The organism is Prevotella pectinovora (assembly GCF_041323955.1).
In the GTDB taxonomy this organism is placed as follows: Bacteria; Bacteroidota; Bacteroidia; order Bacteroidales; family Bacteroidaceae; genus Prevotella; species Prevotella pectinovora.
This window is the reverse complement of sequence record NZ_JBGLIV010000001.1, coordinates 3,025,070-3,040,258: the sequence shown is the minus strand read 5'-3', so window position 1 is coordinate 3,040,258 and position 15,189 is coordinate 3,025,070. Positions and strand designations below refer to the sequence as shown.

The 15,189-nt window shown below is 51.3% G+C and carries 9 protein-coding genes, 2 tRNA genes and 1 pseudogene; 6 read left to right on the top strand and 6 right to left on the bottom strand.

All coding sequences use genetic code 11. The annotated features are described in order from the left end of the window. Positions 1 to 3: 3 nt before the first annotated feature. A complete protein-coding gene (locus ACDC99_RS11955; RefSeq protein ID WP_370756818.1) occupies positions 4 to 906 on the bottom strand; it encodes an NAD kinase in 903 nt (300 codons plus the stop codon). Positions 907 to 1,046: 140 nt separating this feature from the next. On the opposite strand from ACDC99_RS11955, the gene ACDC99_RS11950 reads away from it, so the two are divergent. From ACDC99_RS11950 to ACDC99_RS11930, 5 genes and pseudogenes are all read left to right on the top strand, one after another. Beyond that, on the top strand, positions 1,047 to 1,760 hold the full coding sequence (locus ACDC99_RS11950) for a pyridoxine 5'-phosphate synthase (protein ID WP_370756817.1): 714 nt from the start codon (positions 1,047 to 1,049) through the stop codon (positions 1,758 to 1,760). A 227-nt stretch (positions 1,761 to 1,987) separates the two neighbouring features. After that, positions 1,988 to 2,554 (top strand): DJ-1 family glyoxalase III, encoded by a 567-nt coding sequence (locus ACDC99_RS11945; protein WP_044064525.1) that lies wholly within the window; start codon positions 1,988 to 1,990, stop codon positions 2,552 to 2,554. Between the two features lie 7 nt (positions 2,555 to 2,561). Further along, a complete protein-coding gene (gene ispD / locus ACDC99_RS11940; RefSeq protein ID WP_370756816.1) occupies positions 2,562 to 3,347 on the top strand; it encodes a 2-C-methyl-D-erythritol 4-phosphate cytidylyltransferase in 786 nt (261 codons plus the stop codon). A gap of 56 nt (positions 3,348 to 3,403) precedes the next feature. Further along, a pseudogene (recG, locus tag ACDC99_RS11935) lies at positions 3,404 to 5,509 on the top strand (ATP-dependent DNA helicase RecG); the annotation flags it as partial. Between the two features lie 282 nt (positions 5,510 to 5,791). Further along, on the top strand, positions 5,792 to 6,724 hold the full coding sequence (locus ACDC99_RS11930; protein WP_022315627.1) for a peptidoglycan DD-metalloendopeptidase family protein: 933 nt from the start codon (positions 5,792 to 5,794) through the stop codon (positions 6,722 to 6,724). 307 nt (positions 6,725 to 7,031) lie between these two features. On the opposite strand, the gene ACDC99_RS11925 is transcribed toward ACDC99_RS11930, so the two are convergent. From ACDC99_RS11925 to ACDC99_RS11910, 4 genes are all read right to left on the bottom strand, one after another. Continuing rightward, entirely contained in the window at positions 7,032 to 7,379 is a 348-nt protein-coding gene (locus tag ACDC99_RS11925; protein ID WP_044071977.1) for a hypothetical protein, read from the bottom strand. Between the two features lie 188 nt (positions 7,380 to 7,567). Further along, positions 7,568 to 8,371, bottom strand: coding sequence for a glycosyltransferase family 2 protein (locus tag ACDC99_RS11920; RefSeq protein ID WP_042518196.1), 804 nt, complete (start codon positions 8,369 to 8,371; stop codon positions 7,568 to 7,570). Beyond that, entirely contained in the window at positions 8,368 to 9,642 is a 1,275-nt protein-coding gene (locus tag ACDC99_RS11915) for a glycosyltransferase family 4 protein (RefSeq protein WP_042518195.1), read from the bottom strand. The genes ACDC99_RS11920 and ACDC99_RS11915 overlap by 4 nt, the downstream gene beginning before the upstream one ends. 711 nt (positions 9,643 to 10,353) lie before the next feature. Further along, a tRNA-Phe gene (locus ACDC99_RS11910) sits at positions 10,354 to 10,426 on the bottom strand. Between the two features lie 136 nt (positions 10,427 to 10,562). Between ACDC99_RS11910 and ACDC99_RS11905 the strand changes: the two genes are divergently transcribed. Continuing rightward, a tRNA-Pro gene (locus ACDC99_RS11905) sits at positions 10,563 to 10,635 on the top strand. A 632-nt stretch (positions 10,636 to 11,267) separates the two neighbouring features. Here the strand turns inward: ACDC99_RS11905 and ACDC99_RS11900 are convergent. Beyond that, positions 11,268 to 14,258, bottom strand: a complete 2,991-nt coding sequence (locus ACDC99_RS11900) for a PEP/pyruvate-binding domain-containing protein (protein ID WP_370756815.1) — start codon at positions 14,256 to 14,258, stop codon at positions 11,268 to 11,270. Between the last annotated feature and the right edge of the window lie 931 nt (positions 14,259 to 15,189).

Here is a 15,189-nt window from a genome sequence, read left to right as displayed (position 1 = left end):
GGCTTACTCGTTCTTCATCCTCATGTCGGCGCCCCACATCATCTTGGCACGCAGCGTGGAGAAATATGTAGAATCCTTGGGCTTCACGATATGTGCGTCGTAGGGGGAACGGCGTATGGTGAGCGTCTGTCCCTCGCCACATTTGATGGAACGTCCGTCGGCGGCGACGAGATAGTTATGGTTCCTGCTCTCCACCTCAAGGGTTATCACAGAGTCGTCGGCAACGACGATAGGACGCATGTTGAGACTATGCGGCGCAACGGGAGTGAGACACAATATTCCGGTGTGCGGCACGATTATCGGTCCGCCGTTTGACAGGGAATAGGCTGTCGATCCCGTCGGCGTGCTCACTATCAGTCCGTCGGCATGGAACGTTACGATATATTCGCCGTTGATGCTGGCACGGATGGAAATCATCGAAGCATTGTCGCGTTTCAGTATGGCAATCTCGTTGAGGGCGCATTCCGAAATCCGCTCGTCGCCGTTGGCGCCATCGCTCTCCACCTTCACCATGGCAAGACTGTCTACCATATAGCTGTCGGCGTATATGCTGTCGAGCACACTGTCGAAATCGTCAACGCCGACACCGGCGAGGAATCCCAGGCGCCCCATGTTCACGCCGATAATGGGAATGCTGCGGCTGCCCACGCTGTATGCCGACCGCAGCAATGTGCCGTCGCCTCCCATGGATATCACGAAGTCGGCATCAAAGTCGTTTCCTTCAAACACGATGACGCCATGCAGCGGCAAACCGTGGGACGAGCAGAGGAAATCGTAGAAACTTCTCTCCATGCTCACCTGCGCCATCCGTTCATTGAGCGACAACAGCAAGCGCTGTATGTCCGCCGACTTCCTGGCCTGGTAAATATTGCCGAAAATGGCAAATCTGAGTTTTCTCAACGACATAATTGGGAGTTTTTTATCTTTCTGACGAATTAATAAGCCTCCATTGCAAATGTTTTCGTAACTTTGCGCTTGAAAGTGTCTGCAAATATACGGTTTTCTACCGAATTTCGGGCACTGTGATATTAACAAATTGAAGAGACATGACAAAATTAAGTGTAAACATAAACAAGATAGCCACCCTGCGCAACGCCAGAGGCGGCAACAATCCCGACGTGGAGCAGGCCGCCATTGACTGCCAGTTGTTTGGCGCCCAGGGCATAACCGTACATCCAAGACCTGACGAAAGACACATCCGCTATCAAGACGTGAGGGAGATAAAACCGCTCATCACTACGGAATTCAACATCGAAGGAAATCCTATTGACAGATATATCGACCTCGTGCTTGAGGTGATGCCGACACAGGTGACGCTCGTTCCCGACGGTGACGCCCAGCTGACGAGCAACCACGGATGGAACACGATAGAGAACAAGGCGTTTCTTACCGACGTGATAGGAAGATTCAAGGAGGCCGGCATCAGAACGAGCATCTTCGTGGACCCTTCTGCCGAAATGGTGAGGGGAGCCAAGGAGTGTGGAACCGACAGAGTGGAGCTCTACACCGAATCTTACGCATCGGGATATGCCGAAAACAGGGAGGAGGCCATCAAGCCGTTTATCGACGCTGCCGTGGCTGCCCGCGATTTGGGACTGGGTCTGAACGCCGGCCACGACCTCAGCCTGGTGAACCTTGCCTACTTCCACAGGATGATTCCATGGACCGACGAGGTGAGCATCGGACACGCCATCATCTGCGATGCCCTCTACATCGGACTGAAGAACACTATCGAGGCGTATCTCCAGTGCCTAAAGTAAGGCCCCGAAGCTGACAAAGGCTACAGGCATACAAGGAAGCCTGTCACTTCCCCTTGGAAAAGTCAGGATTGGTATCACTTGCAAATTAAAGAATTATGGCACGAGAATACAAGCTGAAGCGCGACACGCAGGAAAAAGACGACAAGACGGCTACTACCGACATATTCCAGCGATACATCAAGAAAGACAAACGGTCTATCAATAGAATAATTAAACAACAAAAGATTATGGCAAAAGCGTATATGTTTCTTGCCAACGGTTCAGAGGAAATAGAAGCCCTGATTCCCGTTGACGTTTTCCGCCGCGGCGGAGTGGAGATAAAGACAGTGAGCATCACAGGCTCAGAGTTAGTAGAGATGGCACACGGCGTGACCGTGAAGGCCGACCTCAAATTCGAGGACGCCAAGCTGGAGGATGCCGACCTGCTGATGCTGCCCGGAGGACTGCCAGGCGCCACAAACCTCAACGACCACGAGGGTGTGCGCAATGCCGTGCTCAGCCAGTATGAGAAGGGGAAACTCGTTGCTGCCATCTGTGCCGCACCGATGGTGTTCGGAAGCCTGGGCATCGTGAAAGGCAGACGTGCCACATGCTACCCCGGATTCGAGAAATATCTCGACGGAGCGGAATATACCCATGAACTGTGCACCGTTGACGGCAATGTGGTGACAGGCGAAGGTCCTGCCGCAACATTCCCCTATGCCTACACGCTGCTCGAAATGCTCACCACGAAGCAGACAGCAGAGAGCGTGGCTGAGGGAATGATGTATCTGCATCTCATGGAAAACAAATAAGCGCCGCATGATGGAGAATCACGACTATGTGATAATCGTTGCCGGCGGCAAGGGGATGCGCATGGGGGCTGACGTTCCAAAGCAGTTCCTGCCTGTAGGCGGACTGCCTGTGCTCATGCACACGATACGCAGGTTCAGGAACTTCAACGACCGCATGCGCATCATCCTCGTATTGCCCAAACATCAGCAGGAGTATTGGAAGGAGTTGTGCGAACGGCATTCGTTCTGCGAACCGATTGTGATTGCCGACGGCGGAGAGACGCGCTTCCACTCCGTGAAAAACGGACTCGGCTGTATCCCCGACGATGCCTGCGGAACGGTGGGGGTGCATGACGGAGTGCGCCCATTCGTATCTGCCGACACCATACACCGCACATACGCGAAAGCTGCGGAGATGGGGGCTGCCGTACCGGTGGTGCCTGTGGTGGACACCCTCAGACATCTCCTGAAGAGCGACAAGCAGAATGCTTCTGACGCCACGACAACCGCCGCCACTTCTCAGGATGGCGGAGAAACACCGTCGGAGACGGTGCCGAGAAGCGAATACCGCATCGTGCAGACTCCGCAGGCATTCGGCATCAGACTGCTGAAGGAGGCTTATGCACAGGACTATTCCGAGGCTTTCACCGATGATGCCTCTGTGGTGGAACACCTCGGCCATGAGGTGGCGCTCGTGGAGGGCAACCAGGAGAACATCAAGATTACAAGACCTTTCGACATGGCTGTGGCGGAGGTGATACTGCAACAGGAGTCCATCATTCTGAAGCAACAGACTTCAGGCAACTCCAGATGACCAATCTGGGGGAGTGAAGCCGACAAACAGCCAATTCAACCTATCACAACAGAACATCACAAGTGCTTGACATACTGAACCAGGACATACAATATCTGCCGGGCGTGGGACCGAAGAAGAGGGACATGCTGCAGAAGGAGTTGGGTATCTCGAAGATATCCGACCTTCTGGAGTATTACCCATACAAATACGTGGACCGCAGCCGCATATACACCATCAACGAACTACGCAGCGACATGCCCTTCGTGCAGGTGAAGGGACGGATTCTCGGTTTCGAGGAGTTTGGCAGCGGACCGCGCAAGAAGCGCCTCGTGGCCCACTTCACCGACGGAACGGGGATAGCGGACATAGTATGGTTTTCCGGCATCAAATATGCCACGCAGCAATTCAAGGTGAACACGGAGTATATCGTATTCGGCAAACCTACTCTCTATGGCGGCAGATACCAGTTTGCACATCCCGACATCGACAAGGCGGAAGACCTGCAGCTCTCACAGATGGGAATGCAGCCCTACTATATCACCACGGAGAAGATGAAGAAGGCGGGACTGACATCGAGGTCGATAGAGAAAATCACGAAGGCGATGCTCGAAAAGATGAACCAGCCGCTGCCGGAGACACTGCCGCCGTTTATCGCCAACAGACTGCGTCTGGTGGAAAGGGACACGGCACTGCGCCACGTACACTATCCGAAGACCGCCGAAGAACTGCAGAGCGCACGCTTCAGACTGAAGTTTGAAGAGCTGTTCTACGTGCAGCTCAACATCCTGCGCTATGCCTCCGACCAAAAGAAGAAATACCGCGGATATGCCTTCCCGCGCATCGGCGAGATATTCAACAGCTTCTATTCCGACCATCTGCCATTCTCACTCACCGACGCCCAGAAAAGGGTGATGAGGGAGATAAGGAGCGACCTGGGCAGCGGACGGCAGATGAACAGGCTGCTGCAGGGCGACGTGGGCAGCGGAAAGACTCTCGTGGCACTGATGACAATGCTGATAGCTCTCGACAACGGATACCAGGCTTGCATAATGGCACCGACGGAAATTCTCGCCGAACAGCATCTCGCCACGATACGCGAGTTTCTGGGCGACATGGACATAAGGGTGGAACTGCTCACCGGCATCGTGAAGGGCAAACGGCGCAAGTCCGTGCTCGGCGGACTCGCCAGCGGCAGCGTGGACATCCTCGTGGGAACACACGCCGTGATTGAAGACACGGTGCAGTTCAGCAAACTGGGACTCGTGGTGGTGGACGAGCAACACCGCTTCGGAGTGGCACAGAGGGCAAGGCTATGGAGCAAAAGCCAGAACCCTCCCCATGTGCTCGTGATGACCGCCACACCGATACCGCGAACCCTCGCAATGACAATATACGGCGACCTCGACGTGAGCGTTATCGACCAGCTGCCGCCGGGAAGGAAACCGATAGTGACGATACACAAATACAACAACCAGACCACAAGTCTGTACTCTGGCATCAGACAGCAGATAAAAGAGGGCAGACAGGTGTATATCGTGTTTCCGCTCATCAAGGAGAGCGAGAAGCTCGACATACAGAACCTTGAGGAGGGGTTTGAAATACTGAAGGAGGTGTTCCCGGAATTCCGCCTCAGCAAGGTGCACGGCAAGATGAAACCGGCTGAGAAGGACGAGGAGATGCAAAAGTTTGTTAACGGAGAGACGCAGATTCTCGTCGCCACAACGGTGATAGAGGTGGGCGTCAACGTGCCGAACGCTTCGGTGATGGTGATTCTCAACGCCGAACGCTTCGGACTGTCGCAGCTGCACCAGCTGCGGGGCCGTGTGGGCAGAGGGGCGAGCCAGTCGTACTGCATCCTCGTGACGAAGCCTCAACTGACCAACGAGACGCGCAAACGCATCGACATCATGTGTGACACCAACGACGGATTCCTCATTGCCGAAGCCGACCTGAAACTGCGCGGCCCCGGCGACCTGGAGGGCACCCAGCAGAGCGGAATGGCTTTCGACCTGAAGATTGCCGACATAGCGAGAGACGGACAGATAGTGCAGATGGCAAGGGAGGAGGCACAGAAGATAATAGAGCAGGACCCGGAATGCAACAAAACGGAAAACAGCATGCTCTGGCAACGCCTTGCCGCACTGAGAAAGACCAACGTGAACTGGGCAGCGATATCATGACCGGCGACATCACAGACTGTGATGGGAAAAGAGGGGCAGGAGACGACACAATGAGCTTAACAGTGCTCATTTATAAGTTGTTATACAACATGCCTATATGTTAACGACGACCTAAAAACTGTTAACTGACAAGCAACTTTAAAATTTTTTTACTACCTTTGCAGCGAAAATTTAATCACAATGACGAACGCGCGATTGACAGTCCGTCATCATGATTAGTCTTACACAAACATAATGCGACAGACAGGAAGACATACCGTTGCATTATAAAATATTTATTTTATGCAATTCAAAAAGACAATCAAGACACTGGCATTAACGGCAGTCATGGCTCTGGCCACAGTACCAGCAGCAGCACAAGACCTCTTGGCACGCCAGGCACCAGTAGACAAGAAACTTAAAGCAGTTGACACTCTCGCACTTCGCGAACTCATACAAAGAGAACAGGCTGGAGCTCCTTCAGCTCAGCTATACAAAGACTGGAACAACAGATACGCACACCGCGCCACAGAACTTCCAGACTCTTTCAGCATAAACCTGAAACATTTCTGCATGCCTACATCCAGCAGAATCATCACTTCCAACTTCGGAAGCCGTTGGGGACGCATGCACAAGGGTCTCGACATCAAGGTATATATCGGCGACACCATCCGTGCGGCATTCGACGGAAAGGTGCGCATCGTGAGATATGAGGCAAACGGATACGGCAACTACGTTGTGATACGCCACAACAACGGTCTGGAGACCATCTACGGACACATGTCGAAGCATCTCGTGGCAGAAAACGAGCAGGTACGTGCCGGAGACCCTATCGGACTGGGCGGCAACACCGGACGAAGCACCGGTTCTCACCTGCACTTCGAGACCCGTCTCTGCGGAGTGGCTCTCAACCCAGCATTGATGTTCGACTTCCGCAACCAGGACGTGACTGGCGACACATACCTCTTCCGCAAGGAGTCTTACAACAGGGAGTCGCTGGCTGCCACACGTCAGCGCGGCAAGAACGACGATCTGGCTGCCGCAAACGACAACAACTCGAACAACATCGGAGACAATGTGGAGAGTGGCGACGTGCGCTACCACAAAGTGGCAAAGGGCGAGACGCTCGCTGCCATCGCCAGGAAGCGCGGCACCACAATCGACAAGATCTGCAAGCTCAACCACATCAGCAAGAACATGCGCGTGAAGCCGGGACAGATCCTGAGATACTCATAACGAGGGTGCTCACACACTATCGAACCATAGCGAAACTGTATAAACAACACAGGCAAGGAAAAGGCTATCAGGAATATTCCTGGTGGCCTTTCTTATTGGCGTCAACCTGCACACTTTGCCACGGCATCATCCTACTCCAACCGGTCATCAGACCGCCTTGGGCCCGACATGGACAATCGGAATGACACCCTCAAAAAAACAACAAGGGCTACCGGCGGAAACCGATAGCCCTCATCGTGAGATATTCATCCCCCAACGGTCATTATGCAGTTATTTATAACTGCCTGCGGCCGCTTGGAATTTATCATTACTTCTTCTTGTCACACTTCTTAGCGGCAGTCTTGCATTTCTTGTCGCAAGTAGCGCTCTTCTTGTCGCATTTCACCTTGCAGCAGGAAGCCATCTTGGGATCCTTCATGGCGGCAGAACTTACGCCATTAGTCTTCGCCTTGCAGCAGGTGGCAGCCTTGTCACACTTCTTTGCCTTGTCACACTGCATCTTGCAGTCCTTCTTGCCGTCTTTCTTGCATTCCTTCTTTGCCTTGTCACACTGTGTCTTGCCGTCACACTTCTTCTGGCATACGGTCTGGGCGCTGGCGCTTACCGAAAAGCTCAAAGCCGCCATCACGACAGCTGCGATAATTGATTTTCTCATTTCTTTTGTCTCCTTTTTAGTTTATATTATTAAGTTAAGATACGAAACAGGAATCTTATTGCCACCCGCCACCGTATCCACGGCAGCGACATCGTGCAACAATCCACTGTTCACGCTGCAAATGTAGCCTTTAGTCAGATAAATGAGAAATATTTTTAGTTATTAATACCTAAAGGATATAAAAAACGTCAACGCTTCACCACAGCCCTCACCACAAACCAGGCGTGGAGCAGATAAGTGGTTAAAAGACCGTAATATGTCGCCATTATCTTGAAACGCTCACCGAGCGACGCCTTGTGATGGCGTGTGGTGGTGCCTTCTTTCAGATAATCGGCGAGCACGATGCCACTGTTGGCGAGCGGCAGGTTCTTGTCCTCAGCCTGTTTCATTATCCTTATACACCAGTCGAAGTCTGCCGAATAGCGATACATCAGATTGAAGGGCGTGCGCTTGGCGATGTCGGTGCGGGCGTAAAACGCCTGATGGCATACGAGCATGCCGTGGCGGAACGACCGCCACGTAAGCTTCTCTGGAGGCGACAGCCGGCGGTGGGCAAGAAACTGGCGGTTCCCGTCCACGATGTCAGTATTGCCATAGAGCACGGCAGGCAGTGCGTCCTCTCCCCCATCGGCAGCCACATAGCTGTCCACTCCCGTGTTTGCCACGAGTTCGGCGATGGTATCGTCGGCAGGCAGCGAGTCGCCGGCATTCAGAAAGCACACATAGTCGCCGGTTGCCATCTGCAGTCCCTTGTTCATGGCGTCGTAGATGCCATTGTCAGGCTCCACGAGCAATCTCACTTCATGACCATTGTCAGAGGCGAACGAGCGTTCCATATAGTCTTTTGCCACTACGGCGGTGTCATCGGTAGAAGCTCCGTCGATGACGATATGCTCCAGAGCGGCATAATTCTGCCGGAACACGCTGTCGAGAGTGGGCTGCAAGAGCTTCTCGGCATTGTATGTAACGGTGATCAGAGTAATCTTTATCATAGTTTATAGCGTTTTAGGGCCAATGCCTCATTATAAGCCTCGATGTATTTCATTGCCACAGAATACTGCGAATAGCAGGTGTTCACCTTTCGCAGCGCCTCGGCGGCGAGCGCCTCGCGGTCGGCCTCACACATCACCCAATGCATGCCTTTGGCCAGGTCGTCAACGCTCTTGTATTCTGCCACGTAGCCGTTTTTCAGATGGTCTATCATCTCAGGGATGCCGCCGGTGTTGAATCCCACACACGGCACTCCGCATGCCATTGCCTCCATGATGGTGTTGGGCAGGTTGTCTTCGAGCGACGGCAGCACGAACATATCCACTGAATTGTATACGCTCGCTATCTTCTTCTCGTCGCTCACGTAGCCCAGCGGATACGACGGCAACGGCAGCTTCCCGGCGAGTTCCTCTGCCTGTCCGCCGAGGATGGCGATGCCGGTGTTCTGGCGCATCTCGGGATGCTGCTCCACCATCTTGTTCATGGCGGTGATGAAATAGTCCATTCCCTTGCGCTGGTCGGTGACGCGCTGCGACACGAAGAGTATCAGACGCTTGTCGGCTGGCAGTCCGGCATAGATGCGTGCCTTCTCCTGGTCTTCCCGACAGAACACGTGGGTGTCGATGGGATTGGGGATGCTCATCAACTTCTGGCCGCTGAGCAGTCCGCTCTTCTTAGCCTTGTCGGCGAGCCAGCGGCTGCAGGTGACGAAGAGTATGCTGTTGGTGCCGAGGGCCTGACGCTTGCGGCGCCACACCTTGGCAGAAAGGTCGTTCCTGGATCCGCCGCCGGGCAGCAGCGGACAGTTGCCGCACCTGCTCTCATAGCGGTGGCAGTTGCGGGCGTAATGGCATATCGACGAAGCCGGCCACAGGTCGTGCATCGTCCACACCACCGGTTTCTTGCTTGCCAGGATCTTCTTTATGCCTCCGATGGAGAGCATGCCCTGGTTCACCCAGCTCAGGTGTATTACATCTGCCTCGCGGAATTCCCGTGTCCGGGTGATGTCGGTGCCGGCGTTGGCGATGTCTATCTGGAAGAGGTTGTCGCGTTTGAAGCGCAGGTGGCAGAAGATGACGAAGCGTTCCCAGAGGAAGTTCCATCTCTGACGCCACGACTTGTCAAGCTGCGCCACGGTGATATTGTCCGTGGCCTTGTCTCTCACCAGCATCTTTGTCTTTATGCCGTTGTTGTTCAGTGCGTCCATGAGCCTGTTTGCCGCCACGGCGGCTCCGCCCACATTCTCACTGGTGTTTACGATTAGCACTCTCATGATTTTCGTCTCCTTTTTGTTTCAACTGCAAAATTATGAATTTATTGAATAACGCCAAACCTATGTGCGATAAAAAATCGCGGCACGGGGCAATAGTTCAGAATCTTTCACCGCACATTTGCAGAGAAAATCAGTATTTAGCATCTCCTTAACGAACGTTTCTTTCCATGGAAACTTTGGGCACAGTTTTGGGCACCCCCCGTGCCCACTTGGGGCAAGGTGCTTGCCCCAAGTGAGAAAGCTGCTTGCCCCACATGGGCAAGCATGCTGCCCATTTATTGCAGTTTTACGATCCTTGCCCATGGTTGTGGCTTTGTTGTCGGCAAAGCAAAAGCAACCAGAGAAATGTAAGCCATAATTTATATTGCATGCAAAAGTCTTACCAGACAGTAGTAAGGCAAGCCATCCACTTCCATACGATTCCTTCCCCTTATTCTCCAACCATCCAGACAATTACCAGATGGTTTCAGAGCACAAATAAAGGCGGAAGCACCTGTATATCAACGACTTCCACACCCACAACCAGATGGTTGACGGTTTTTTGGAAAAATGAGGTTATATATCAAAATCGAACCGGGAGACAAAGCAAAACAAGTTTCAAGACATATCAATCACCATAAATAATCCATCGAGACGTCCTTTGCTTTACCAACTATGAGATGGCGGCATAAAAAAAGAGTCACCATATTAGGCAACTCTCTTCGTGAACTGTGGTACCACCAGGAATCGAACCGGGGACACAAGGATTTTCAGTCCTTTGCTCTACCAACTGAGCTATGGCACCATTGTCTTAATAAAAATCTCAACCATTTCTCGATTGCGAGTGCAAAGGTACGCTTTTTTTTCGTACTTCCAAAATTTTATCCCGAAAAATTTCGCTATTATCAAAAAATGCACTACCTTTGCATCACTTTAATAAACGGGATTTAGCGCAGTTGGTAGCGCACGTCGTTCGGGACGACGGGGTCGCTGGTTCGAGTCCAGTAATCCCGACAATACAAGGGTTAGGATATTGCATGGCAATATTTTAGCCCTTGTTACTTTATCCCAAATCGGTCATTAGGGCTTGCTTGTATTTTGCTTTTTTAGAAGAGTGGATTTTGTTTGGCTTTTAATGAGTAATAGCGAGCTATTGCGAATTAAAAACAAGCAAAAGACGCCTTATAAAAAGCAAAAGACTGCAAGCAGTTATTAAAATTATACATTGAACGGACTAATGACCGTTTTGGGTTTATTATATTGTAGCTGAAGAAGAAGTAATCCAAAACACACCAATCCACATGAAGAAAATCAAGATTTGTGAACTTCATAAAAGCGCCGCACGAGACGTAAGGACATAAAAAAAGGAGTACCGCTGTACTCCAACCTTGTTAACCTTAAATCTAATACTATGAAAAACACGTTGCAAAGGTATTGCTTATAACAATAAATTGCAAGTGTTTTTCATGTATTTGTTCCGAAATACACTCAATTCTTGATATACATCAAGGGTATAATGTAATAAACTGTCAGCATTCCTCGCTTTTAAGTTACAAAACAACATAGGGTGTAACAATGCCAATGTATATTTCAGCCTGTCAGCACCTATCTGCTTCCAACTATCCAACAAGGAGGAGAAGCGGCCATTATCGTGCGCCATTCCCTTTCGCATCTTCCGTATCGCATATTACCAGTCCCTCCTGTTTCATTCCGTCCATCATGATATGCAACGGTTTGCTGAAACGAACGTGGCGCACATGCGGTGTCTCTTCTACGGCAGGCATAGCGTCGAGAATCTCCTTGCGGAAGAATCCCATGCCTTTATTCTCGTCGATGGTGAAATAGCCGACACCGAAACTGGTGAGGTTCTGGAAGAAGTGAGTGCCCTGACTCGGATCCACGCTGTAGTTCTTCAGCGTGGTCTCCACGATGAGTTTCGCCGCACTGATATGCGACCACTTCACCGGCACACCGAGCCACGAATCACTCGAGCCCCATCTGCCGGGTCCCACAAGCACATAATTCTTGCCGTCGGCAAGGAATTTCTTGTTTATGCGCTCCACCTCCATCGCCACCACGGGATTGTCAGATGCCGTGAAGTTCTCGTCGGTCTTCACATACACCACATCCACGATATCGTCGCTCACTCCATGTCCCAGGGAATTGTGCGAGCGCAACAGACATTTGTCATCAGGAATTGTCATGATGTCTTGGTCGAGCACCTGTTTGCTGTCCACGATAGGACGTATCTGCAGGAGATAGAACTCTCCAGTGCGGTCATCATTGAGAGTGCAGGCAAACTCTATCTCCACCGGACGGCGCATACTGTCGGCGCCGTGGTGCATTGACAGTTTCAGCAGTTCGGGCAACGGGAACACTCCGTGGCGCAGCACACCGTTGAAACTGACTATCTTGCGTCCGCCATCATACAGTCCGTCGCGAATCACCCGGTCGTTGGCATCATAGGTGGAAGCGATAAAATTGAGAGCGCCGTCGTTTTCGGCATCCTTCACCTTGAGCTTCAGAATATTGAAACCGTCGTCCACCTTGAAGTCCACTCCCACGCGCTTCATGTCGAGGGCATAGAACTGCGTCTGTGTCTGGCGCAGGGCAATCTCCATGTCGCTCGTCTGCAACACCTGGGCGGGATGATACGGACTGACACGCAGCGTCTGTCCACCGTCTACGATATACTTTCCGAGTCCGAGGGCAAGACTGGCGATACCCTCCTCCGACTTCTCATATCCTAAAGGATAATAGTTGATGGAACGAAGCACACCGCTGAAATTAGGATAGAAATGGTCGCCATACTGCTTGCCCACCACCTCTTGAAGGATTACCGCCATCTTCTCCTGGTCTATCACGTTGCGCGTGGCAGTCATATACGCCTTGGAATCCTTGAAATACACCGAGGCGTAGACGCTCTTGATGGCAGCGGCGAGCATACGCAGCATCTCGTCCTTGTCGTCGAGATAGGGTATCATATATGTGGAATATATGCCGGCAAAGGGCTGGTAGTGTGAGTCTTCGAGCAGACTGCTGGAACGTATCGCTATAGGATGGCGGATAGCCTCGAAAAAGGTCTTGAAGTCGTCGATGAACTGGTCTGGCAGCTGCGCCTTGATGAATGCCTGGAGTATTTCCTCGTCGGGAGCATCGCTGAGTGCCAGCTGATAGAGGTTGTTGTTGTCCATGAACTGGTCGAAGACATCGGTACAGAGCACCACGGTCTTCGGTATCGACACCTTCACCCCCTCAAACTCATTGAATTCGGGATGTGTCTTTATGATATTGTCCAGAAAAGCGAGTCCTCTGCCCTTTCCGCCGAGCGAACCGTCGCCGATGCGGGCGAAGTGGCTGTAGGCATCGAAGCGGTCGCGTTTGAACACGGCCACCGTTCCCACGTTCTTCATGTGGCGGTATTGCACGATGGCATCGAAGATGATCTGGCGATGCTGGTCCACGTCTCTGAGTTTCTCCAGCGTCACCGTCTTAAGGAATTCCGACACGGGGAATATCGCCCTGGCACAGAGCCAACGGCTCACGTGGTTGCGCGACAGGTGGTAGAGCATGGAGTCATTTGGGATGCTGAAGATATTGTCCTGCAACTCCTTCAGGTTGCGTATGCGGCGTATCTCCTCATGGGTCTTGGGGTCGCGGAAGATGAAGTCTCCGAATCCCATGTGCTCCGCCATGATATTGCGCAGGTCGATGTTCATCTTCTTTGAATTCTTGTCGATGAAGCGGAATCCCAACTTCTCGGCTTTCTCGGCATTCTCCGTCTCGCTGCTCTCCATAATGAGCGGCAGGAACGGGGCACGGCGGTGGAACTCCGACAGCAGTTTGAGTCCTGCCTCAGAGTCTTTCACGCCTCCCTTCGGAAAACGGCAGTCGCTGATGACGCCGAGAATGTTTTCGGGGAAGCGCACGAAATAGTCCATCGCCTCCTCGTATGTTCTGGCGAGCACCACCTTTGGCCTTCCTCTCATTCGCAGCGTGGCGGTGTGGGAGTTGAGCGCCTCGGTAGCGAAGCTCTGGCTCTGGGAAAGGATGTAGCTATAGAGGTTGGGCAGGATGGAGGAGTAGAAGCGGATGCTGTCTTCCACCAGGAGTATCATCTGCACTCCCGCCTCGTCGATGTCGTGTTCGAGGTTCATCTTGTCCTCGATGAGTTTTATGATAGAGAGGATGAGATTGGTATTGCCGAGCCAGCAGAACACGTATTCGAATATCGAGAGGTCTTCGTTCATTATCCTTTGCGTGATGCCATGCGAGAATGGCGTGAGCACCACACACGGGATATCCGGAAACTCCCTCTTCACCGCCCTCGCCACGGTGAAGGCGTCGTTGTCGGCATTTCCAGGCATACATATCACGAGGTCGATGCTCGTGGTGGAGAGCACTTCGGAGGCTTCCACCATGGTGCTCACCTGAGTGAAGGTGGGCGGATAGCGAAGGCCGAGCTCAGTATACTCATTGAAAATCTTTTCATCCACTCGCCCGTCGTCTTCGAGCATGAAGGCGTCGTAGGGGTTAGCGATGATGAGGACATTGAAAATACGATGCGTCATCAGGTTCTTGAATGACACATCCTTGAGATAAAACTTATTCCATTGCTGGGGCGCTTGTTCGTTCATAGGTTGGAGTGTTATTTGTTTGTATTGCCTGCAATTCACATCTTTGCACTGCTTCCGTTATGTGTCAGCAATGCTGATGAAATCGGTTCTTGATGCAAATATATCCATTTTCTCGCTAACACACAAATTAAGTATATATAAAATCACAAGCAATATGTCAACAATTTGGAATGAAAGACAACATATTAAACCTTAAACCACAGGTCCGGTTTGCCGACAAGCAAGTCTGCCACAAAGTGGCCGAACAACATTAAAAGGGACATTTTTATAAAGCAAAAGGGGATATTCGACACCCAACCTTTAAAAAACGTGAAAAGAAAAGGAATACAAGAAGAAAAGTTACGCCATTAAGAGTATAATACGTATATTTGCACTGAAAGTATATGGATAATTCTTACCACAACGAGCACAGGCATCATTAAAGCCTGATGCCAAAAATCCAAAGCATGAACTAAGTTGGTTGCAACATGCGCCAACACGAGGAACGACAAAGGCGTTATTCAACAGTCTAATTCTCAAAACTTAAAAATGCAGGGATGATTGTTTATCTTGCGGAAAAGGGATTATCCTATATGATGACATTGACTGCGTATGTCATGCCTGAGAAACAAGGCTGACAGAAGCACGAAATAATTGTCGGGAATGTTATGCCGTGTCAGGAAACGAAGCAGCGGCGAAACGAACAGGCATCGGCGGCAAGCGGATTGTCTGAGACAAGAGATTCATAATAAAGACTTTTCATAACATTAATTAATTTATTGACTTACATATTTATTTAAAAACCTGGAGAGGTTTAAAAGAAATTCATGAAGCTGGATTGCCTGTTTTTCGCAGGACAACAATCTAAAGAACGATGTGATATCGGTGCTTCAAAACTTATGTAATTAGCGACATAAGGTAAATAGCTTTAGTGGAAGTTCAGCGTGCGAGA

Coding starts and splice junctions, on each gene's coding strand:
- ACDC99_RS11955 (WP_370756818.1), bottom strand. CDS start 906: ATGTCGTTGAGAAAACTCAGATTTGCCATTTTCGGCAATATTTACCAG.
- ACDC99_RS11950 (WP_370756817.1), top strand. CDS start 1,047: ATGACAAAATTAAGTGTAAACATAAACAAGATAGCCACCCTGCGCAAC.
- ACDC99_RS11945 (WP_044064525.1), top strand. CDS start 1,988: ATGGCAAAAGCGTATATGTTTCTTGCCAACGGTTCAGAGGAAATAGAA.
- ispD (WP_370756816.1), top strand. CDS start 2,562: ATGATGGAGAATCACGACTATGTGATAATCGTTGCCGGCGGCAAGGGG.
- ACDC99_RS11930 (WP_022315627.1), top strand. CDS start 5,792: ATGCAATTCAAAAAGACAATCAAGACACTGGCATTAACGGCAGTCATG.
- ACDC99_RS11925 (WP_044071977.1), bottom strand. CDS start 7,379: ATGAGAAAATCAATTATCGCAGCTGTCGTGATGGCGGCTTTGAGCTTT.
- ACDC99_RS11920 (WP_042518196.1), bottom strand. CDS start 8,371: ATGATAAAGATTACTCTGATCACCGTTACATACAATGCCGAGAAGCTC.
- ACDC99_RS11915 (WP_042518195.1), bottom strand. CDS start 9,642: ATGAGAGTGCTAATCGTAAACACCAGTGAGAATGTGGGCGGAGCCGCC.
- ACDC99_RS11900 (WP_370756815.1), bottom strand. CDS start 14,258: ATGAACGAACAAGCGCCCCAGCAATGGAATAAGTTTTATCTCAAGGAT.